The organism is Streptomyces sp. NBC_00846 (assembly GCF_045207325.1).
Taxonomy (GTDB): domain Bacteria; phylum Actinomycetota; class Actinomycetes; order Streptomycetales; family Streptomycetaceae; genus Streptomyces.
In genome coordinates this window covers 156,474-180,519 of the sequence record NZ_CP108847.1, presented here as the reverse complement: position 1 = coordinate 180,519, position 24,046 = coordinate 156,474, and the positions used below count along the sequence as shown (strand labels likewise).

The following is a 24,046-nucleotide window of genomic DNA, read 5'->3' as shown; positions in this document are numbered from 1 at the left end:
CAGGGCGCGGAGCATCGGCGGTGTGTCGCCGTCGCCGGTCGCCTCGGTGTTGAGCCGCAGGGGAAGGAGGTGCGGGCGGCCGGAGGCGCGGGCCACGTCGAAGAGCGCCATGCCGTCCGCGGCGGACAGCGAGCCGGTCAGCTCGGCCGCGCGCGCCGCCTCGGCGTCCGCCAGGTGGCCGGTCATGCCGGTCGCCTGCTGCCAGAGGCCCCAGCCGAGGGAGATGCCCGGCCGGCCCTCGGCGCGGCGCAGGTGGGCCAGGGCGTCGAGGAACGCGTTCGCCGCGGCGTAGCCGGCCTGTCCCGCCGCGCCGAAGGTGGCGGCGGCGGACGAGTAGAGGACGAAGAGGCCGAGGTCGGCGTCGGCGGTGAGGTCGTGGAGGTGGACGGCCCCGTCGATCTTGGAGCGCAGTGCGCTCCGGACGCGTTCCGGGGTCAGGGCTTCGACCATGCCGTCGTCGAGCGTCCCGGCCGTGTGGATCACGCCGGTGAGCGGGGCGTCGTGCGGGATGGTGGCCAGGACGTCCGCCAGGGCGGCGCGGTCGGCCACGTCGCAGGCCACGATGTCCACCGTGACGCCGGTGTCGCGCAGCGCGTCCGCGAGCTCAGCCGCGCCGGGAGCGTCGGGGCCCTGCCGGCTGAGCAGCAGGAGCCGCCGGACGCCGGGGTCGTCGGCCAGCCGCCGTGCCGCCAGGCCGCCGAGGACGCCGGTCCCGCCGGTGATCAGAACCGTGCCCCGCAGGCTTCCGGGCTCCGGTGCGGCCCGGCGTTCGGCCGGTGCCGTCCGGACCACGCGCGGGACGAGGAGTTCGCCGCCACGCACGGCCAGTTGGGCTTCGCCGCCGGTCACGGCGCGTCCGATCCGCTCCCAGTCGGGCGACGGTGCGGACGGGTCGTCGGCATCGGCCTCGACGTCGAGCAGGACGAAGCGGCCGGGGTGCTCGGTCTGCGCGGTCCGGGCCAGGCCCCACACCGCTGCCGCGGCGGGGTCGGTCGGTGCGCCGTCCGTGCCGGTCGTCACCGCGGAGCGGGTCAGCAGGACCAGCGGGGCGGCGGCCTGCTCGCCTTCGGCGCGCAGGCGCTGCTGGACGACGTCCAGGGCGCGGACCGTCAGGGCACGTGCCCGGTCGGCCGCCGAGTCGTGTGCCGACCCGGAGGCGGCGGTGGTGAGGTCCTCGACCTGCCACGGCGCTTCGGTGGCGGACGTGGGGCCGCCAGGGGCCGCGGTGTCGTAGGCAGCGGGCAGGGGCTGCCACTCGACGGCGAAGAGCGAGTCGCCGACGGTGGGCCCGGTGTCCGTGGCGTTCCACGGACGGACGGTCAACGAGCGGACCCGTGCCAGAGGCGCACCCCTGCCGTCGGCGATCCGGAGCGACACGGTGTCGGGGCCCGCCGGGGACAGCCTGACACGCAGCACGGTCGCACCGGTGGCCTGGAGCGACACCCCGGACCATGCGAACGGCACCGGGACTGCGCTCGGGTCCGCTACCAGCCCGGCGGCGCCGAGTACGTGGAGCGCGGCGTCCAGCAGGGCGGGGTGCAGGCCGAAGCGGTCGGCGTCCTCACCCGCGGACGCGGGGAGCCGTATCTCGGCGAGGGCGTCGTCTCCGTCGCGCCAGGCCCGGCTCAGGCCTTGGAACGCCGGTCCGTAGCCGTAGCCCGCGTCGGCCAGGGCCGGGTAGAACCCTTCCAGGTCGACCGGTGTCGCCCCCGGCGGCGGCCACGCGGAGAGGTCGAATACCTCGGCGGCCGGGACGTCGGAGGCCGGGGCACCGGCGAGTACGCCGTCGGCATGCAGGATCCAGTCGTCGCCGGTGGTGTCCGCCTGGGCGTGGACGGCCACGTCGCGATTGCCGTCGGGCCCGGGCGCTCCGATCCGCACCTGGATACGTGAGCTGCCGGTCGCCGACAGCAACATGGGCTCGTGAAGGGTGAGTTCGAAGATGTCACCGCAGCCGGCCTCGTGGCCGGCCCGCAGCGCGAGTTCGACGAAGGCGGTACCGGGAACCACTACGCGGCCGTGGAGAGTGTGGTCCGCCAGCCAGGGCTGCGCGGGCAGGGACAGCCGGCCGGTGAGCACCACGTCGTCGGCGGCGGCCAGTGCGACCGAAGCGGACAGCAGCGGGTGGTCCGCCCCGACGAGACCTGCCGCCGCGACGTCCCCTGCGCCGGCGCGGGGGCTGAGCCAGTAGTGGTGGTGCTGGAAGGCGTAGGTCGGCAAAGCGACATGGCGGCCGGTGAGCAGCACGGACCAGTTGACGTCCACGCCGGTGGCCCATGCCTCGCCGAGGCTGGTCAGCAGGCGGCGCATGCCACCCTCGCCGCGTCGCAGGGTACCCAGTGCCGTGGCGTCAGCCCCGGTCGCGTCGATCGTCTCCTCGATGCCCACCGTGAGTACGGGGTGGGTGCTGATCTCGATGAACGTCCGCTGTCCCTGACCGAGAAGGGACCGGACGGCGCCTTCGAACTCGACCGTGGAGCAGAGGTTGTCGAACCAGTACCGGGCGTCCAGTCCGCCGTCGACGGTCTCGCCGGTCAGGGTGGACAGCATCGGAACCGTGCCGGTGGCCGGAGTCAGCCCGGCCAGGTCGGCCAGGATCCGCTCCCGGAGCCGGTCCATCTCCGGCGAGTGCGACGCGTAGTCCACCGGAATGCGGCGCGTGCGGATGCCCTGGCGTTCACACTCGGCCATGAAGGAGCCGAGGGACTCTGCGTCGCCGGAGACCACGGTGGACGACGGACCGTTCACCGCGGCCACCGACACCGTGCCCGGCATCAGGCCCTCGACCGCTTCCCGGCCGGCAGCCACGGACACCATGCCCCCACCACCGGCCACCGCCACCAAAGCCTGCGACCGCAAGGCCACCACCCGCGCCGCATCGTCCAGCGACAACCAGCCCGCCACACACGCCGCAGCGATCTCACCCTGCGAATGACCCACCACCGCGGACGGCACCACACCCGCCGAACGCCACACCTCCGCCAGGGACACCATCACCGCCCACAGCACCGGCTGGACCACATCCACCCGGTCCACATCACCGTCCCGCAACAACACATCGGTCAACGACCAGTCGACGTACGGGGCGAGCGCCGTCTCGCACTCGGCCAGCCGCTCCCGGAACACGGGCGAGGTCTGCCACAACTCCCGCGCCATGCCCACCCACTGCGAGCCCTGACCCGGGAAAACGAACACCACACCACCGGCACCCGTAACGGCCGACGTGGCCACGGACAGCCCGGCCAGCAACTCCTCCCGGCCCTCCCCCACGACCACCGCACGATGCTCCAACGCAGCCCGCGTCGTCGCCAGAGACCAGCCCACGTCCACCGGGTCCAGCTCCGGCCGCTCCGCGACGAACGAGGTCAGCCGCTCCACCTGCGCCCGCAACGCGGCCTCGGACTTCGCCGACACCACCCACGCCGACACACCCGGAACAGAGGTCTCTGCAACCGAAGCCTCCGGCTGCGGGGCCTGCTCCAGAATCACGTGCGCGTTCGTACCCGACATGCCGAACGACGACACACCCGCACGCCGCGGACGCTCCACCGCAGGCCAGTCCCGGGACTCCGTCAGCAACTCCACCGCACCCGCCGACCAGTCCACCTCCGCCGACGGCTCGTCCACATGCAACGTCGCCGGCAGCACACCGTGCCGCAGCGCCATCACCATCTTGATCACACCCGCGACACCCGCGGCTGCCTGCGCGTGACCGATGTTGGACTTCACCGACCCCAGCCACAGCGGCTCGCCGGCCTCGTCACGGTCCTGGCCATACGTCGCCAGCAGCGCCTGCGCCTCGATCGGATCCCCGAGACGCGTCCCGGTGCCGTGCGCCTCGACGACATCCACGTCCGCGCCCGTCAGCCGGGCATTCGCCAGCGCCTGACGGATCACCCGCTGCTGCGACGGACCGTTCGGCGCCGTCAGACCGTTCGACGCACCGTCCTGATTGATCGCACTGCCCCGCACCACCGCCAGCACCTGGTGCCCGTTGCGCTCCGCGTCCGACAACCGCTCCAGCACGAGGACGCCGACTCCTTCGGCCCAGCCGGTTCCGTCGGCGGCCGAGGAGAACGCCTTGCACCGGCCGTCGCCGGCCACGCCGCCCAGTACCTGGAACTCGGTGAAGATGTCCGGGCTGGTCATGATGGTGACCCCGCCCGCGACGGCGAGTTCGCACTCCCCCGCGCGCAGCGCCTGGCTGGCCAGGTGCAGGGCGACGAGCGACGACGAACACGCCGTGTCCACCGTCACCGCCGGGCCCTCAAGACCGAAGGTGTAGGAGACGCGGCCGGAGATGACGCTGGTGGCCGAGCCGGACACGACGTGTCCTCTGACCTCGGGCGGGAGGTCGGCGCTGACGCCGTAGTGGCTGGAACCGGCTCCGAGGAACACTCCGGCCGGTCTGCCCCACAGGGTCGTGGAGTCGATGCCCGCGTCCTCGAAGGCCTCCCAGACTGCCTCCAGGGCCAGGCGCTGCTGCGGGTCCATCGCCAGGGCCTCGTGCGGGCTGATCCCGAACAAGCCGGCGTCGAATCGGGTCGCGGTGCCGAGGAAGCCGCCGCGCAGGGCGAAGCGGGCGTCGGCGATGCTCTGTTCCCAGCCACGGTCGGCGGGGAAGACGGTCATCGCGTCGGTGCCGCCGAGGAGGAGCTGCCAGAACCGGTCGGCGCTGTCCGCGTCGCCGGGGTAGCGGCAGCTCATGCCGACGATGGCGATGGGATCGTCGGCGGGCGCCGGCTGCGCCGATGTCTTCGGCGGCGCGGCGGGCATGCTGCCGACGAGTTCTCCGAGCAGGTAGTCGGCGAGCGTGGCGGGTGCCGGGTGGTCGAAGACGAGGGTGGCCGACAGCCGCAGGCCGGTCTCGGCGGCGAGGCGGTTGCGGAGTTCGACGGCGGTGAGCGAGTCGAAGCCGAGGTCCTTGAAGGCGCGGCGTGGTTCGACGGCTTCGGCGGAGCCGTGGCCGAGGACCAGGGCGACCTGGGTGCGGATGACGTCGACGACCAGGGCGAGGCGCTCGTCGCCCGGGAGCGCGGCGAGGCGCTGGGCGAGGAAGGAGGCGTCGGTGGCGCGGCCGCCGGCCGCCCGTCGCCGTGCGGGTCCGGCCAGTGCGGCCAGGATCGGCGGGACGGGCGCGGCGGTGGACCTCAGGGCCGTGGTGTCCAGGTTGGCCGGCACGATGTGCGAGCGGTGCGTGGTGCTCGCCTCGTCGAACAGGGCGAGACCGTGGGCGGCCTGCAGCGGCGCGCCGAGGCGGGTGGCCCGTGCGAGGTCGACGTCGGTCATCCGCCCGGTGACGCCGCTGTCCGCGGCCCACAGGCCCCAGGCCAGTGACACGGCGGGCAGCCCGTGGGCGCGCCGGTGCCGGGCGAGGGCGTCCAGGAAGCTGTTGGCGGCGGCGTAGCCGCCCTGGCCGGCGGGTCCGAGTTGGGCGGCCACCGAGGAGTAGAGGACGAAGGCGGTCAGGTCGTGTCCGGCGGTCAGCTCGTGCAGGTTGACGGCGGCGTCGACCTTGGGCCGCAGGACGTCGTGCAGCCGTGCGGCGTCGAGTGTTTCGAGGACTCCGTCCTCGGCGACTCCGGCGGCGTGGACCACGGCGGTGAGCGGGTGGGCGGCCGGGATGCCGGCGAGTGCGGCGCCGAGGGCGGCGCGGTCGGCGGCGTCGACGGCCAGGACGGTGGCGTGGGCGCCGAGCCGTTCGAGGTCCGCGACGAGTTCGGTGGCGCCCGGTGTGTCGGTGCCGCGGCGGCTGAGCAGCAGCAGGTGACGGATGCCGTGTTCGGTGACGAGGTGGCGGGCCAGGAGGCCGCCGAGGGTGCCGGTGCCGCCGGTGACGAGGACGGTGCCGTCGGGGTCCGGTGCCGCGGGGACGGTGACGACGTTCTTGCCGATGTGGCGGGCCTGGCTGATGTGCCGGAACGCGGCGGCGGTGTCGCGGATGTCCCAGGCCGTGGCCGGGGGCAGCTGGAGTGCTCCGCTGTCGAACAGGGCGAGGATGTCGGTGAGGATCTCGCCGAGCCGCTGCGGGCCTGCCTCGGAGGGGTCGAAGGAGCGGTAGCGGACGCCGGAGTGGGCGGCCGCGACCTGCTCGGGGTCCCTCAGGTCGGCCTTGCCCATCTCGGCGAGCCGGCCGCCGGGGGCGAGCAGGCGCAGGGTGGCGTCCAGGATGTCGCCGGTGAGCGAGTTGAGGACGATGTCGACGCCGCGCCCGCCGGTGGCGGTCCGGAAGCGGGCTTCGAAGTCGGTGGTACGGGAGGACGCGATGTGCGCGTCGTCGAGGCCCGCCCGGCGCAGGGCGTCCCACTTGGCGGGGCTCGCGGTGCCGAACACGTCGAGTCCGAGGTGGCGGGCGAGCTGGACGGCGGCGGTGCCGACGCCGCCGGTCGCGGCGTGGACGAGGACAGATTCGCCGGGCCGCGCGCCCGCGACGTCGACGAGTCCGTAGTACGCGGTGACGAAGGCGACGGGCACGGTGGCGGCCTGGCTGAACGACCAGTCCCGCGGGATGCGGGCGAGCTGGGCGCGCGGGGCGGTGGCGACGTTGCCGAGGCCGGCGGGGACGAGGCCGAAGACGCGGTCGCCGGGGGCCAGGTCGGTGACGGCGGGGCCGGCCTCGACGACGATGCCGGCCGCTTCGGCGCCCATCGGGGACGGCTCCGGGTACATGCCCAGGCCGATGAGGACGTCGCGGAAGTTGACGCCTGCCGCGCGGACGGCCACGCGGACCTGGTCGGGCTCCAGCGGCGGGGCGTCGGCGGGGACCAGGGCCAGGTTCTCCAGGGTGCCGGGTCCGGTGGTGTCGAGGCGCCAGGCGGGTGCGTCGGCGGGGAGCGGGAGGCCGTCAGGGGCGGGCAGGCGGACGAGGCGTGGTGTGCGCAGTTCGCTTGCGCGCAGGGCGAGTTGGTGCTCGCCCCGGTCGACGGCGTCGCGGACGGCGGTCCAGTCGACGCCGTCGTGGACGGCGGTCCAGCCGACGCCGTCGGCGGGCGTGGGGGTGCCGAGGGGTGTCGCGTTGCCGGTGGGCCCCTCCGTGCCGGGGGTGCCTTCCGTGCCGGCGGGCCCGCCGGTGGCGGGGAGGTCGAGGAGGACGAAGCGGTCCGGGTTCTCGGACTGCGCGGTGCGTATCAGGCCCCACACGGCGGCGGCGGCCAGGTCCGGGGCGCCCTCGCCCGGGCCGGCGTCCACCGCGCCGTGGGTGACGAGGACGAGCCGGGAGGAGGCGGGCCGTTCGCCCGCCAGCCAGCGCTGGATCAGGCCGAGGACGGCGGCGGTGGTCCGGTGGACGTTCTCGGCGAGGTCGCCGCGGGCCGGGCCGACGGTGCACACGACCAGGTCGGCGGTGGCGTCGTCGAGGTCCTCGGTGACGGGGCCGCCGGGCAGGACGTGCACGTCGGCCGGTCCGCCGGTGCCGGCGCCGGCACCGGTGGCGGCCGGTGCGGCGGTCCATTCCACGGCGAACAGCGAGGAGTTGGCCGCGGTGGCCGCGGCCGCCGCCGCCAACTGCTGGGGGCGCACCGGGCGCAGGGTCAGTGACCGGACCTCGGCGACGGGGCGGCCGGTGCTGTCGGCCGCCTGGATGGACAGGGCGTCCGGTCCGGCGGCAGCCAGGCGCACGCGCAGTGCCGTCGCGCCGGTGGCCTGCAGCGTCACGCCGGACCACAGGAAGGGCAGCGGGGTGGCGCCGGTGTCGTCGAGGAAGCCTCCGATGGTCGTGGCGTGCATGGCCGCGTCGAGGAGGGCGGGGTGCAGGTCGAACGCGTCGGTGTCGGGTGCGGCCGCCGGTGGCAGGACGATGTCGGCGTAGACGGCGTCGGTGCCGCGCCAGGCGCGGCGCAGGCCGCGGAAGACCGGTCCGTAGTGGTAGCCGGCGCTGGCCAGGGTGGTGTCGTAGTAGCCGTCGAGGTCGACCGGTTCGGCGCCGGGCGGCGGCCAGGCGGACAGGTCGAAGCGGGCGGCTTCGGCTTCGGCCTCAGGGGCGAGGAGCCCGGAGGCGTGGCGGAGCCAGGTGCCGTCGCCGTCCTCGGGCTGGGAGTGGATCGACACCTCGCGGTCGTCGGCGCCGGACGGGGGGCTCACCCGGACCTGGATCCGGATCCGGCCGACGGGCGGGACGACGAGGGGGGCCTGGAGGGTCAGTTCGCGGATCTCGCCGCAGCCCGCCTCCCGGGCGGCGCGCAGGGCCAGTTCGACGAATCCGGTGCCGGGCAGGATCGCGGCGCCGAGGACCTGGTGGTCGTCGAGCCAGGGCTGGGCGGACAGCGACAGGCTGCCGGTGAGGACCAGGCCGCCGTCGTCGGCGAGCGGGACCGCGGCGGCGAGGACGGCGTGGCCGGTGTTCAGTCCGCCGGCCACGCCCGCGTCGCCGCCCGCCGCGGCCGGACGCAGCCAGTACCGCTCCCGCTGGAAGGCGTAGGCGGGGAGGTCGACGCGGGTGCCGCCCCGGCCGGTGAGGACGGTGGCCCAGTCGACGCCGGCGCCGCGGGTCCATCCGGCGGCGACGGTGTGCAACAGGGTGGCGGCTTCGGGCCGGTCGTCGCGCAGCGCGGGGGCGATCGTCGTCGTGGCGGCGTCGTCGCGTTCGGCGAGGGTGTGCTGGGCCATCGCGCTGAGTACGGTGCTGGGGCCGATCTCGAGGAACCGGGTGGTTCCGTGGTCGGCGAGCCAGCTCACGCCGTCGGCGAACCGGACGGCGTGCCGTACGTGCCGCACCCAGTAGGCGGGTGAACAGAACTCCTCGACGGGGAGGGGGGCGCCGGTCAGGTTCGACACGATCGGGATCGCGGGCGGCCGGAAGGTCACGGTGGAGGCGACCGCGGCGAACCGTTCGAGCATCGGGTTCATCCGCTGGGAGTGGAAGGCGTGCGAGACGCGCAGCCGGGTGGCCTTGCGGCCGGAGAGGGTCCAGCGGGCGGCCAGTTCGGCGATGGCGTCCTCGTCGCCCGACATCACCAGGGCGGACGGGCCGTTGAGTGCCGCGATGTCGACGCGTCCCTCGTAGGTGCCGAGGGCCTCGACCGCTTCGGCCTCGGTGGCGGCGACGGCGAGCATGGCGCCGCCGGGCGGCAGGTCGGCCATCAGCAGGGCTCGGGCGGCGACGAGTTCGCAGGCGTCGTCGAGCGAGAGGACGTCGGCGACGTGCGCGGCCGCGAGTTCGCCGACGGAGTGGCCGAGGAGGTGGTCGGGGCGGATGCCCCAGGACTCCAGGAGCCGGAAGAGCGCGACCTCCAGGGCGAACAGGGCTGTCTGGGTGTAGGCGGTGCGGTCGAGGAGGGCCGCCTCGTCGGTGCCGGGTTCGGCGAACATCACCGCGCGCAGCGGGTGGCCGAGGTGGGGGTCGACGCGGGCGCAGACGGCGTCGAGGGCGTCGGCGAACACGGGGAACGCCTGGTAGAGCTCGCGGCCGGTGCCGGGGCGCTGCGAGCCCTGGCCGGAGAACAGCATCGCGAGGCGGCCGTGCCCGGTGGCGCCGGTGACGACGGCGTGGTGGGGGCGGTCCTCGGCGATCGCGTCGAGGCCCGCGAGCAGGGTGTCCCGGTCGCCGGCGATCACGGCGGCCCGGTGTGCCAGGCCGGCACGGGTGACGGCCAGGGAGTGGGCGATGTCGTGGACGGTGTGCGGGCTGCCGTCGGCGGCGGCGAATGCGCGGAGCCGGGCGGCCTGTGCGCGCAGTGCGGCAGGGCCGGCGGCCGACACCAGCCACGGCACCACCGGTTCGGGGGAGGGCGCCGCGGCGGGGACGGGGGCGCGGTCGGGGACGGGGGTCGGCGGGGCCTGTTCCAGGATGACGTGGGCGTTGGTGCCGCTGACACCGAACGACGACACACCGGCCCGGCGGGGCCGGCCCGCTTCGGGCCAGGCCCGGTTCTCGGTGAGGGGCGAGACGGCGCCGGCGGACCAGTCGACGTGGCCGGTCGGCTCGTGGAGGTGCAGGGTGCGGGGCAGCACACCGTGCCGCATGGCCAGCACCATCTTGATCACGCCGGCGACACCGGCGGCCGCCTGGGTGTGGCCGATGTTCGACTTGAGCGAGCCGAGCCACAGCGGTTCGGCGTCGCCGCGGCCCTGGCCGTAGGTGGCCAGCAGCGCCTGCGCCTCGATCGGGTCGCCGAGGGCGGTACCCGTGCCGTGCGCCTCGACGGCGTCCACGTCGGCCGGGGCGAGCCGGGCGTTGGCCAGAGCCTGCTGGACCACCCGCTGCTGCGCGGGCCCGTTGGGGGCGGTGAGGCCGTTCGAGGCGCCGTCCTGGTTGACGGCGCTCCCGCGCAGCGCGGCCCAGATCCGGTGCCCGTGACGCCGCGCGTCCGAGAGGCGCTCCAGCACCAGGACGCCCGCGCCCTCGGACCAGCTCGTGCCGTCGGAGGCCGCCGAGAACGGCTTGCAGCGACCGTCGGCTGCCAGCCCGCGCTGGCGGCTGAACTCGACGAACGCGTCGGGGGTGGCCATCACGGTGACGCCGCCGGCCAGGGCGACGGAGCACTCGCCGTTGCGCAGCGCCTGGGCGGCCAGGTGCAGGGCGACGAGGGAGGACGAGCAGGCGGTGTCGACGGTGATCGCCGGGCCCTCCAGCCCGAAGGTGTAGGCCAGGCGGCCGGAGGCGACGCTGGTGGCGGTACCGGTGAGGAGGTGCCCCTCGACGCTGTCCGGCAGTCGGGCGGCGCGGCCGTAGCCGGAGGAGGTGACGCCCATGAAGACGCCGCCGGGGACGCCCTTGATCACGGCCGGGTCGACGCCCGCGTCCTCGAGCGCCTCCCAGGACGCTTCAAGCAGCAGTCGCTGCTGCGGGTCCATGGCGAGCGCCTCGCGCGGGGAGATGCCGAACAGTTCGGCGTCGAAGTCCCCGGCGTCGGGCAGGAATCCGCCGTGGCGCGTGTAGGTCGTGCCCTGACGCTCCGGGTCGGGGTCGAACAACGTGTCGATGTCCCAGCCCCGGTCGGCGGGGAATTCGGTGATGGCGTCGCCGCCGTCGCACAGCAGCCGCCACAGGGCGGCCGGGTCCGTTGCCCCGCCCGGGAACCGGCAGCTCATGCCGACGATGACGACGGGGTCGTCGTCGGCCGCTGTCGCGGCCACGGCCGCGGGGGCGGCGGGGCCACCGAGGCCGCGGGCCAGGTGACCGGCCAGGATCCGCACGCTGGGGTGGTCGAAGACGGCGGTGGCGGACACCGCCACGCCGCTCGCCGCCCGCAGCCGCTTGCCGAGCTCGACGGCCGTCAGCGAGTCGAAGCCGAGATCCTTGAACGGCAGGTCCGGGTCGACGCCGTCGGGGCCGACGTGGCCGAGGACCGCGGCGACCTGCGCGCGGACCACGGTGAGCATCTCCTGCTCGCGTTCGGCGGCGGTGAGGGAGGCGACACGTCCGGCGGTGTCGGGCTCGTCGTGCCGGTGCGACGGGCCGGGCGCGGGCTGCAGGTCCGGCAGGTCCGCGAGCAGCCGGCTGGGCCGCGCCGAGGTGAACGCCGCGACGAACGCGGGCCAGATGATGTCGGCCACCACGACACACCCGTCGCCGTGGTCGACGGCCCGGTCGAGCGCTGCCCGCGCCGTCCCGGGCTCCATCGCGGCCAGACCCCGCCTGTACAGGTCTTCGAGGCCGTGCCCGTCGGGCACCTGTGCGCCGTCGTCCCAGGGTCCCCAGGAGACACAGGTCGCCGGCAGGCCGCGGTCCCTGCGGAACTCGGCGAGCGCGTCCAGGTAGGCGTTGGCGGCCGCGTAGGCGCCCTGTCCGGCGCCGCCCCAGGTCCCGGCGACCGAGGAGAAGAGGACGAACGCGTCCAGCGGGGTGTCGCCGAGGGCGTGATGCACGGTGGTCGCGCCCAGGACCCTGCCCGTGAGCGCGTAGCCGAACGCTTCGGGGGCGGTCCCGTCGACCGGGCCGGTGGACGGCACGGCCGCGGTGAACACCACGGCGGAGAGCGGCTCTTCCGCCGGGATCGCGGCCAGCATGTCCTGGACGGCGTGCGGATCGGTGACGCGGCAGGCGAGGACCGACACCGGGACGCCGGTGCCCGACAGCTCGGCGGCGAGGTCCGCCGCGCCCCGGTCGTCGAGTCCGTTGTCGCTGACGAGCAGCAGCCGTGCCGGGGCCCGGCCGGCGGCCCAGCGCGCGGCATGGGCACCCAGTGGACCGTCGGCGCCGGTGACCAGCACGGTGCCGCCCGGCTGCCACCGCTCGGCGGTCCGCTCGCCCAGCGGCGTGCGCCGCAGTCTGCGGCCGTAGGCGCCGGAGGGGCGCAGCGCGACCTGATCCTCGCCGGTGCCGCCGGCCAGGAGGGCGGCGAGTCGGCCGCCGGTCCGCGCGTCGACGGCGGCGGGCAGGTCGACCAGCCCTCCCCACAGACGCGGATGCTCCAGTGCGACAACCCGGCCGAGGCCCCACACCTGTGCCTGGACGGGTGCGTCCAGCCGGTCGGACCGGCCGGTGGAGACGGCCGCGCGGGTGGCGGTCCACACCGTCGTGTCGAGGCCGGCGACAGCGAGGGCCCGCATCAGGGTCAGGGTGGTGGCGCTGCCGGCCGGCAGCGGGGCGGTGGGAAGGCCCTCGTCGGCGAGTGCGGCGAGGTTGAGCACACCGGCCGTGTCCGGGCCGGAGACTTCGCTGATCCGGGCGGCGAGTTCGGCGGGATCGGTGTCACGGGCCCCGACCGTGAACGTGACCACGTCGGCGCCGGCGCGGTGGAGCGCGGTCACCACGGAGTCGGCCGTTTCGCCATGGGCGGCGGTGTCCTCGGGCAGGACGACGAGCCAGGTGCCGGACAGGGTGGCGGTCGTCGGGAGACCGGTGAGCGGCTTCCAGGTGACCTGGTAGCGCCAGGTGTCGATCACGGACCGCTGCCGCCGCTCCCGGCGCCACGACGCCAGCGCCGGAACCACCGACCCCAGCAACTGCGGGGCCTCCGACAGCTGGAGCGTGCCCGCGAGTTCATCGAGGTCACCACGCTCCACGGCATCCCAGAACCGCGACTCGACCGGGTCCACCACCCCGCCCGCAGCCTGAACCGGCAACGACGGGACATCCAGCCAGTACCGCTCATGCTGGAACGCGTAGGTCGGCAAAGCGACATGCCGGCCGGTGAGCACCGCCCGCCAGTTGACGTCGACACCCGCCTTCCACGCCTCGCCGAGGCTGGTCAGCAGGCGGCGCATGCCACCCTCACCGCGTCGCAGGGTACCGAGCACCACGGCGTCCGCCCCGGTCGCGTCGATCGTCTCCTCGACGCCCACCGTGAGTACGGGGTGGGCGCTGACCTCGACGAACGTGCGCATCCCCTGTCCGAGGAGGGCACGGACCGCGGTCTCGAACTCCACAGTGGAGCGCAGGTTGTCGAACCAGTACCGGGCGTCCAGACCGCCGTCGACGGTCTCGCCGGTCAGGGTGGACAGCATCGGAACCGTGCCGGTGGCCGGAGTCAGCCCGGCCAGGTCGGCCAGGATCCGCTCCCGGAGCCGGTCCATCTCCGGCGAGTGCGACGCGTAGTCCACCGGAACGCGGCGCGTGCGGATGCCCTGGCGTTCGCACTCGGCCATGAAGGAGCCGAGGGACTCTGCGTCGCCGGAGACGACAATGGACGACGGACCGTTCACCGCGGCCACCGACACCATGCCCGGCATCAGGCCCTCGACCGCTTCCCGGCCGGCAGCCACGGACACCATGCCCCCACCACCGGCCACCGCCACCAAAGCCTGCGACCGCAAGGCCACCACCCGCGCCGCATCGTCCAGCGACAACCAGCCCGCCACACACGCCGCAGCGATCTCACCCTGCGAATGACCCACCACCGCGGACGGCACCACACCCGCCGAACGCCACACCTCCGCCAGGGACACCATCACCGCCCACAGCACCGGCTGGACCACATCCACCCGGTCCACATCACCGTCCCGCAACAACACATCGGTCAACGACCAGTCCACAAACGGAGCCAGTGCGGTCCCGCACTCCTTCAGCCGCTCCCGGAACACCGGCGAGGCATCCCACAACTCCCGCGCCATGCCCACCCACTGCGAGCCCTGACCCGGGAAAACGAACACCACACCACCGGACACGGCGGTAGCCGACGCGGCCACGGACAGCCCGGCCAGCAACTCCTCCCGGCCCTCCCCCACGACCACCGCACGATGCTCCAACGCAGCCCGCGTCGTCGCCAGCGACCAGCCCACGTCCACCGGGTCCAGCTCCGGCCGCTCCGCGACGAACGAGGTCAACCGCTCCACCTGCGCCCGCAACGCGGCCTCGGACTTCGCCGACACCACCCACGCCGACACACCCGGAACAGAGGTCTCTGCAACCGAAGCCTCCGGCTGCGGGGCCTGCTCCAGAATCACGTGCGCGTTCGTACCGCTGATCCCGAACGACGACACACCCGCACGCCGCGGACGGTCCGCACCGGCCCAGGGACGTGCCTCCGTCAGCAGTTCGACCGCGCCCGCCGACCAGTCCACCTCGGGCGACGGCTCGTCGGCGTGCAGCGTGGCCGGCAGGACGCCGTGCCGCATCGCCATGACCATCTTGATCACACCCGCGACACCCGCAGCCGCCTGGGGGTGGCCGATGTTCGACTTCACCGACCCCAGCCACAGCGGCTCGCCGGCCTCGTCACGGTCCTGGCCGTAGGTCGCCAGCAGCGCCTGCGCCTCGATCGGGTCACCCAGCCGGGTGCCCGTCCCGTGCGCCTCCACGACATCCACGTCCGCGCCCGTCAGCCGGGCATTCGCCAGCGCCTGACGGATCACCCGCTGCTGCGAGGGACCGTTCGGCGCCGTCAGACCGTTCGACGCACCGTCCTGGTTGATCGCACTGCCCCGCACCACCGCCAGCACCTGGTGCCCGTTGCGCTCCGCGTCCGACAGCCGCTCCAGCAGCACGAGCCCGGCGCCTTCGCCGAGGCCGAAGCCGTCGGCCCCCGCGCCGAAGGCCCGGCAGCGGCCGTCCTGGGACAGGGCGCGCTGGCGGCTGAACTCGACGAACAGGCCGGGGCCGGCCATCACCGTCACACCGCCGGCCAGGGCGAGGTCGCAGTCGCCGTTGTTGAGGGCCTGCACCGCCAGGTGGGTCGCCACCAGCGACGACGAGCACGCGGTGTCGATCGTGACGGCGGGGCCTTCCAGGCCGAGGGCGTAGGCGACCCGGCCGGATGTCACGCTGCCCAGGCCGCCGCTCAGCCGGTAGCCCTCGGATCCTTCCAGCGGCTGGTCGAGCCGTGGACCGTACTCCTGGGTGGCGGCGCCGGCGAAGACTCCGGTGCGGCTGCCGCGCAGGGTCGTCGGGTCGATGCCGGCGCGTTCGAACGCCTCCCACGCGGTTTCCAGCAGCACCCGCTGCTGCGGGTCCATGGCCTGGGCCTCGCGGGGCGAGATGCCGAAGAACGCCGGGTCGAACTGGTCGGCGTCGAGGAGGAATCCGCCTTCGGCGGTGTAGGAGCGGCCGGGCTCGTCGGGGTCGGGGTGGTAGAGGCCGTCCGTGTCCCAGCCGCGGTTGTCGGGCAGGCCGGAGATGACGTCGCTCCGGTCGGTGACGAGCCGCCAGAGGTCTTCGGGAGAGGTGACACCGCCGGGGTACCGGCAGGCCATGGCGACGACGGCGACGGGTTCGCCGACATGGGTCGCCGTGGGCGTGGCCGTGCCGGCGGATTCCGCGGGCCGCCGCAGCAGCCGGGCGACGAGCTGCTCGGCGAGGGCGTGGGGCGTGGGGTGGTCGAAGGCGATGGTGCTCGGCAGGCGGAGACCGGTGGCGGTGTTGAGCCGGTTGCGGAACTCCACCGCGATGAGCGAGTCGAAGCCGAGGCTCTTGAACGCCTGGGCGGCGTCCACCTCACCGGTGCCGGCGCGGCCGAGCACCGCGGCGGCGTGCGCGCGGACGAGGTCGAGCACGGTGCGGTGCCGGTCCGCCTCCGGCAGCGCGGCCAGGTCGAGGCCGAGGCCGGTCAGCGCCTCGGGGGCGGCGGCGGGGCGGCGCGGCTCGCCCACCAGGGCGCGCAGCGGGGCGGCGACGGTGTCGGGGTCCGTCAGGGCGGCGGCGCGCAGTTCGGGGAGGCTGAGCCGGGCGGGTGCGAGCAGCGGCTCTCCGCCGGGCAGTGCCGCGTCGAAGAGGGCGAGCGCCTGCTCGGGGCTCATGGGGGCGAGTCCGGTGCGTGTCAGCCGGGCCCGGTCGGCGTCGCCGAGGCGGCCGCCCATGCCGGTGTCGTCCCACAAGCCCGACAGCAGTGACAGCGCGGGCAGGCCGCGGGCATGCCGGTGCTGGGCGAGGGCGTCGAGGAAGACGTTGGCCGCGCCGTAACTGCCCTGTCCGGGGGTGCCGATGGTGCTGGCGAGCGAGGAGACGAGGACGAACGCCGTGAGATCGAGGTCCGCGGTGAGCCGGTGCAGATGCCAGGCGGCGTCGGCCTTGGGACGGAGCACCGTGGTGAGCTGGTGGGAGGTGAGCGTGTGGATCGGGGCGTCGTCGACGACACCGGCGGCGTGGACGACCACGCGCAGCGGGTGTGCGGCGGGGATACCGGCGAGGAGTGCGCGGAGCGCCTGCGGGTCGGCGGCGTCGCAGGCGACGGCGGTGACGTGGGCGCCGGTCGCGGTGAGTTCGGCGATGAGTTCGGCGGCTCCGTCGGCGTCGGCGCCGCTGCGGCTGGCGAGCACGAGGTGGCGGGCGCCGTGTGCGGTGACCAGGTGCCGGGCGATGAGCCGGCCGATGTCGCCGGTGCCGCCGGTGATCAGGACCGTGCCGTCGGCGTCGACGGGGCTTGCCCCGGCCGTGGTGGTGACGCGGGCGAGCCGCTCGGCCAGAACCCGGTCGCCGCGGAGGGCGAGTTGGGGCTCGTTGTGGTGGAGGGCCGCGGCGGGCGCCCGGTCGAGGAGGGTGTCGTCGTCGATGTCGACGAGGACGAACCGTCCGGGGTGTTCGGCCTGGGCGGTGCGGACGAGACCGCGGGCGGTCGCGACGGCCAGGTCGTGGACGTGCTCGTCGCCTCGGGTGGCGACGGCGCCGTGGGTGAGCAGGACGAGGCGGGTGCCGGTCAGGCGCTGGTCGGCGAGCCAGGTCCGGAGCAGCGTCAGCGTGTCGAGGGCGGCGCGGTGGGCGTCGGCGACGGGGTCGGCGGCTTCCGCGGCGCGGTGGGCTCCGACGAGGTGTACGGCGACCGCTTCCGGTGCGGTTGCGCCGGCGGTGAGGGCCGCCTGCAACGCGTCGAGGTCGGCGTAGTGCCTGGCAAAGGCCCCGGGCCGGGTGGCCGGTGTGCCGGGGAGCGCCGAGTCCGCGGATTCGGCCGGCAGTTCACCGGGGAGCCCCACGCCGCCCGCTCCGGAACGCGGTTCGCCGACGAGGGCCCAGTCGACGGGCCCGGCGGTGGTGGTGTCGTGGAGCGTCACCCATTCCAGGCGCCAGAGCGGGTCGGTGCCGGTCGTCGCGGTCGCGAGCTGGTCCGGATCGACCGGGCGCAGCACGAGGGCCTCGATCGTGGCGACGGCGCCGCCGGAGGGGTCGGTCAGTTCGACGGTGACCGCGCCGTCGCGGTCCGGGGCGCCGATGTGGACCCGCACGGCGCTCGCGCCCGTGGCGTGGAGCTGGACGCCGCCGAAGCCGAAGGCGAGCCGGGTGCCGGCCGGGCTGCCGTCGAGGGGCAGCAGAGCGTGCAGGGCGGCGTCGAGGAGGGCCGGGTGGAGTTCGAATCCGACGGTGTGCTGCGGATCGGGATCGGGCAGGGCGGCTTCGGCGTAGATCTCCTCGCCATGCCGCCAGCAGGCGCGCAGTCCCTGGAACGCCGGGCCGTAGGCGTAGCCGAGTGCGGCGAGCCGGGGGTAGGCGCCGTCGAGCGGGACGGCCGTCGCGCCGGGGGGCGGCCAGGCGGCCGGGGCCGGGCGGGGCGGCCGGGCGGGGTCGGCGGTGTGGACGGTGCCGGTGGCGTGCCAGGTCCACGGGACCAGGTCGGCGCCGGTGGCCTGACGGGAGTGCACGGTGATCGGCCGCCGGCCGGTGTCGTCGGGCGGCTGCACGATGATCTGCAGCTGGAGCGGCTCGTCGTCGGGGACGATCAGCGGTGTCTGCAGGGTGAGTTCGTCGACGCGCGGGTGGCCGCAGCGGCGGCCCGCGTACAGGGCGAGGTCGACGAGGGCGCTGCCGGGCAGCACCGTCCTGCCGAGGATCGTGTGGTCGGCCAGCCACGGCCGGCCCGCCGTCGACAGGCGGCCGGTGAGGACGAGGGTGCCGTCCTCGGCGATGTCGACCACGGCGCCGAGCAGCGGGTGGTCGGCGCCGTCCAGGCCGAGGGCGTCGGCCCCGGCGGTGGGCGTGGCGGGTGCGAGCCAGAAGCGTTCGCGCTGGAAGGGGTAGGTGGGCAGCGGCACCTTGCGGGCGGGTGCGGGGAGCACGGTCGTCCAGTCGGGCCGGACGCCGTGGGTCCAGGCGGTCGCCATGGCGGCGACGAAGTGGGCGTGGTCGCCGTGGTCGCGGCGGAGGGTCGCGAGTGCGGCGCCGGGGCGGCCCATGTCGTCGAGGGTGTCGGCGACGGCCGCGGTGAGCACCGGGTGGGCGCTGGTTTCGAGGAACACGTCGTGCCCGGCGGCGCGCAGGGCGCGCACGGCCGGCTCGAAGCGCACGGTTTCGCGCAGGTTGCGGAACCAGTAGGCGGCGTCCAGGTGCGCGGTGTCGAGAGGTTCGCCGGTGACGGTGGAGTAGAACGGTACGTCGCCGGTGCGCGGGGTGAGGGTGGCGAGCGCGTCGAGGAGTTCGTCGTGGAAGGCGTCGACGTGGGGTGAGTGGGAGGCGTAGTCGACGGGGAGGCGGCGGGCCCTGATCCCTTCGGCCTCGTATGCGGCGAGGAGCGCGTCGAGTGCGTCGGCGTCGCCGGAGACGACGGTGGCGGAGGGGCCGTTGAGGGCGGCGATGCCGATCCGGCCGTCCAGGCGGGCCAGGCGGGTCCGGACGTCGGCGGCGGGCAGCGGCACGGACACCATGCCGCCGGTGCCGGCGAGGGTGCGGACGCAGCGGCTGCGGAGGGCGACGATCCGGGCGGCGTCGGGGAGGGTGAGGCCGCCGGCGACGTAGGCGGCGGCGATCTCGCCCTGGGAGTGGCCGACGACCGCGGCCGGTTCGACGCCTGCCGAGCGCCACAGGGCGGCCAGCGACACCATGACGGCGAAGAGGGCGGGCTGGACGACGTCGTCCCGGTCCAGCGGCGGTGCTCCGTCGGCGCCGCGGAGGACGTCGACGAGGGACCAGTCGGCGTACGGTGCGAAGGCAGCCGAGCAGGCGTGGATCTCGTCGCGGAAGGCGTCGCTGGTGTTCAGCAGGGAGGCGGCCATGCCGGCCCACTGGGAGCCCTGGCCGGGGAAGACGAACACGGTGCCGTCCAGGCGGCCGGCGGTTCCCTCGGTGACGCCGGGTGCGGGGAGCCGGCCCGCCAGCGCGTCGAGTCCCGCGAGGAGGCCGTCCCGGTCGGCGGCGACGACGGCGGCCCGCCGGTCGAACGCGGCGCGGCCGGTGGCGAGGGTGTGGCCGAGGGCGGCGAGGTCGAGGTCGGTCCGGCTGCGCAGGACGTCGGCGAGCCGGTGCGCCTGGGCGCGCAGGGCGGCGTCCTGGTGTGCGGAGATCAGCACGGGGACGGCGGGCGGCTGGTCGCCGGGTTCGGCGGCGGGGGGCTGCGGGTGGCCTTCGAGGATCAGGTGGGCGTTGGTGCCGCTGATGCCGAACGACGACACCGCCGCGCGGCGGGGGCGGTCGAGCTCCGGCCAGGGTGTCGTCTCGGTCAGCAGCCGCAGCTCGCCCGCGGACCAGTCGACCCGGGGGGTGGGTTCGTCGATGTGCAGGGTGCGGGGCAGGACGCCGTGCCGCATGGCGAGCACCATCTTGATGACGCCGGCGACGCCCGCGGCGGCCTGGGTGTGCCCGATGTTCGACTTCACGGAGCCGAGCAGCAGCGGCTCGCCGGTCTCGCCGCGTTCCTGGCCGTAGGTCGCCAGCAGTGCCTGTGCCTCGATCGGGTCGCCGAGGCCGGTGCCGGTGCCGTGGGCCTCGACGGCGTCCACGTCGGCCGGGGTGAGCCGGGCGTTGGCGAGGGCCTGCCGGACGACCCGTTCCTGGGAGGGGCCGTTGGGCGCGCTGAGGCTGTTGGAGGCCCCGTCCTGGTTGACGGCGCTGCCGCGGACGACCGCGAGGACGTCGTGGCCGAGGCGCCGGGCGTCGGAGAGGCGTTCGAGGATCAGCAGGCCGGCGCCCTCGCCCCAGCCGGTGCCGTCTGCGGCCGCGGCGAACGGCTTGCAGCGGCCGTCCGGGGCCAGGCCCTGCTGGCGGCTGAACTCGGTGAACATGCCCGGGGTGGCCATCAGGGTGACGCCGCCGGCGAGCGCCATGTCGCATTCGCCGGCGCGCAGGGCCTGCGCGGCGAGGTGCAGGGCCACGAGGGAGGAGGAGCAGGCGGTGTCGACGGTGACGGCCGGGCCCTCCAGGCCGAGTACGTACGCGATGCGGCCGGAGGCGACGCTCGGTGTGCCGCCGGTCAGCAGGTGCCCTTCCAGCTCCGGGGGCGCCTCGTGCATGCGCGGGCCGTAGTCCTGGGCGGTGGCGCCGACGAAGACGCCGGTCCGGCTGCCCCGGAGGGATTCGGGATCGGTTCCGAGGCGCTCGACCGCTTCCCAGGCGGTTTCCAGGAGCAGCCGCTGCTGGGGGTCCATGGCGAGGGCTTCGCGCGGCGAGATGCCGAAGAAGGCGGCGTCGAAGTCGCCGGCGCCTTCGAGGAACGCGCCGGCGGGCCGCAGGGTGCCGTGGGGGTTGCGGGCGGCGTCCCGGTAGATGTCCTCGGCGTTCCAGCCCCGGTCGTCGGGGAAGCCGGTGACGGCGTCACCGCCGTCGAGCAGGAACTGCCACAGCGCTTCCGGGGTCGCGATCCCGGCGGCGTAGCGGCAGCTCATCGCGACGATGGCGATCGGCTCGGCGGGGTCGGCGGTCTTGCCGGGTGCGGCCGGTGCGGCGGGCGGTGCGGGGTCGGTGCCTCCCCGCAGCCGGTCCCGGAGGTGTGCGGCGAGCCGGTCCGGTGTCGGGTGGTCGAACAACAGCGAGTCCGGCAGCGGCAGGGTGAGCGCTGTGGCGAGCCGGTCCCTCAGTTCGACGGAGCCGAGCGAGTCGAATCCGAGGTCGTGGAAGGTCTGGCGGGCGTCGACGTCGTCGGGGCCGTCGTGGCCGAGGACGGCGGCGGCGTTCTCCTGGATCAGCCGGAGCACGGCACGGGTTCCGGCTCCGTCGGCGGGGCGCTCCGGCTCGGGCTCCTGTGCCTGCGGGCGGGCTCCGGGGAGTTCCGGCTCCTGCGTCCGCGGGCAGGTGGCGGGCAGGGCGCGGGCGGGGAGGTCGTCGAGCCAGTACCGGCGCCGCTGGAAGGAGTAGGTGGGCAGGGCGACCGGGCGGGGCCGGTGGGCGGCGAGCAGGGCCGTCCAGTCCAGGTCCACGCCGGCCGTGTGCATGCGTCCGACGGCGCGGAGCAGCGTCTCGGCCTCGTCGCGGCCCTTGCGCAGGGCCGCCGTCAGCACGGGGCCGTCGGTGCGGCAGGTGGCCGCCATGCCGGCGAGTACGCCGTCGGGGCCGAGTTCGAGGTAGCGGGTGACGCCCAGTGCGGCGGTGGCGGCGACGCCGTCGGCGAAGCGGACGGTGTCGCGGACCTGGCGCAGCCAGTACGCGGGCTCCTGCATGAGGCCCGGTTCGGCCGTCCGGCCGGTCAGGTTGGACACGACGGGGATGGTCGCCGGCCGGTACGTCAGTCCGGTGAGCACCGCGCCGAACTCGTCCAGCATCGGCTCCATCAGGGCCGAGTGGAAGGCGTGCGACACGTGCAGGACGGTGGACTTCCAGCCGCGCGCCGCGCACTCGGCGGCGTAGCGGCCGATCGCCTCGGCGTCGCCGCACAGCACGACCGCGCGCGGGCCGTTGACGGCGGCGATGTCGAGGCCGGAGTCGGCGACCTCGGCCTCGGTGGCCTGGACGGCGAGCATGCCGCCGCCCGCGGGAAGGGCCTGCATCAGGCGGCCTCGCTCGGCCACCAGGGTGCAGGCGTCGTCCAGGTCCAGGATGCCCGCCACGTGTGCGGCGACGATCTCGCCGAGCGAGTGGCCCAGCAGCACGCCGGGGGTGACGCCCCACGACTCCACCAGCCGGAACAGGGCGACTTCGAGGGCGAAGAGGCCCGCCTGCGCCCACATCGTGTGATCCAGGTCGGTGCCGTCGGTGAGCACCTCGCGCAGCGGGCGGCCCAGCCGCGGGTCGAGTCGCTCGCACACCGCGTCGAAGGCTTCGGCGAACACCGGGAACGCCTGGTGGAGTTCCTTCCCCATGCCGGGGCGCTGCGCCCCCTGGCCGGTGAACAGCAGGGCCAGGCCGCCGGGTTCGGCGTCGCCGGTCATCACACCCGGGTCGGGGCGGTCGTGGGCGAGGCTGTCGAGGCGGGCGAGGAGTTCCGGCAGGTCCCGGCCGACGACGACCGCGCGCCGGTCGAACGCGGAGCGGGTGGTGGCCAGGGAGAACCCGATGTCGGCGGGGTGCGGGCCGGGGTGGTCCGCCAGGTGCTCCGACAGCCGGCGTGCCTGGTCGCGCAGGGCTTCGCCGGTCCGGGCGGACAGCGGCCAGGCCACGGGGGTGCCCGGGTCGTCGGGCCGTCCGGCGACATCGGGCTCGGAGGGCTCCCATCCGGTGAGCACCAGGTGGCAGTTGGTGCCGCCCATGCCGAAGGAGCTCACACCGGCGACACGGGACGGCTCGTCGGCGGGCCAGGGCGCCAGCTCGGTCTGGACGGTCAGCCCGAGGTCGTCGAGGGGGATCGCGGGGTTCGGGGTGACGAAGTTGAGGCTGGGCGCGAGTTCGCCGTTGCGCAGGGACAGTGCGACCTTGAGCAGCCCGACGGCGCCGGCGGCGCCTTCCAGGTGCCCGATGTTGGTCTTGGCCGATCCCACCCGCAGCCGGCCGTCGGCCGGCCGTCCCCCGCCCAGCACGGTCCCGAGGGCGTGCGCCTCGACGGGGTCTCCGGCCGCCGTTCCGGTGCCGTGCAGTTCGACGTACTGGACCTGCTCGGGTCCGACGCCCGCCGCCCGGTAGGCGTCGCGCAGGACCTCGGCCTGGGCGTCGGCGTCGGGCACGGTCAGGCCGCTGCCGCCGCCGTCGTTGTTGACGGCGCCGCCGCGGATGACGCAGTAGATCTCGTCGCCGTCGGCGACGGCCTGCGTCAGGGTCTTCAGTGCGACGACGACGCCGCCCTCGCCGCGTACGTAGCCGTTGGCGCGGGCGTCGAAGGTGTGGCAGCGGCCGTCGGGCGACAGGGCGCCGAAGGCCGCGGCGGCCACGGCGCTCTCGGCGGCGATGTTGAGGTGGACACCGCCGGCGAGCGCGAGCGTCGACTCGCCGCGGCGCAGGCTCTCGCAGGCCACGTGGACGGCCACCAGCGACGAGGCCTGCCCGGCGTCGACGGTCATGCTCGGGCCGCGCAGGCCGACGGCGTAGGAGACCCGGTTGGCGATGATGCCGCGCTGCACACCGGTCAGCGAGTGGCGGCCCACGGCGCCGAGGCCGGCCCGGTGGCCGAGGGTGGCGTAGTCGTTGCCCATGACGCCGACGAACACACCGGTCCGGCCGCCTGTCAGCCGCCCGGGAACGATGCGGGCGTCCTCCAGGGCCTCCCAGCTCAATTCCAGCATCAGGCGCTGCTGCGGGTCCATCGCCGCGGCCTCGCGCGGCGAGATTCCGAAGAACCGGGGATCGAATTCGTCGACACGGTCCAGGAAACCGCCGCGGCGCACGGCGCGAGCCGCATTCGGGTCGTCGTCGGAGAAGTCCCAGCGGTGCGCGGGAATTTCGCCGACCGCGTCCATGCCGTTGCGCAGAAGCCGCCAGAATGCGTCCGGGGTGGGGGCGCCGGGGAGCCGGCAGGCCAGCCCGACCACTGCCACCGCTTCCTGCGTTTCGGCAGAGATTTCAGGCATGGAAACTCCAACCACCTCTGAATGCGCCATGGATGCCGCTGCCGTGATCCGGGTCGGCACCCGAGATTAACCACGCCCTGTCGGCGCACCAACCCCTATG

1 protein-coding gene (running past one end of the window) is annotated in these 24,046 nt (G+C 74.9%); it reads right to left on the bottom strand.

Annotation, left to right across the window (positions count from 1 at the left end; translation table 11 throughout):
* Nucleotides 1-23,946 carry the 5' portion of a type I polyketide synthase gene (locus OG936_RS38390; RefSeq protein ID WP_331755245.1) on the bottom strand. 9,147 nt of this gene lie to the left of the window's left edge, so the window shows 23,946 of its 33,093 coding nt (coding positions 1-23,946); it begins with the start codon at nucleotides 23,944-23,946; its stop codon lies beyond the left edge, outside the window.
* Nucleotides 23,947-24,046: the final 100 nt, after the last annotated feature.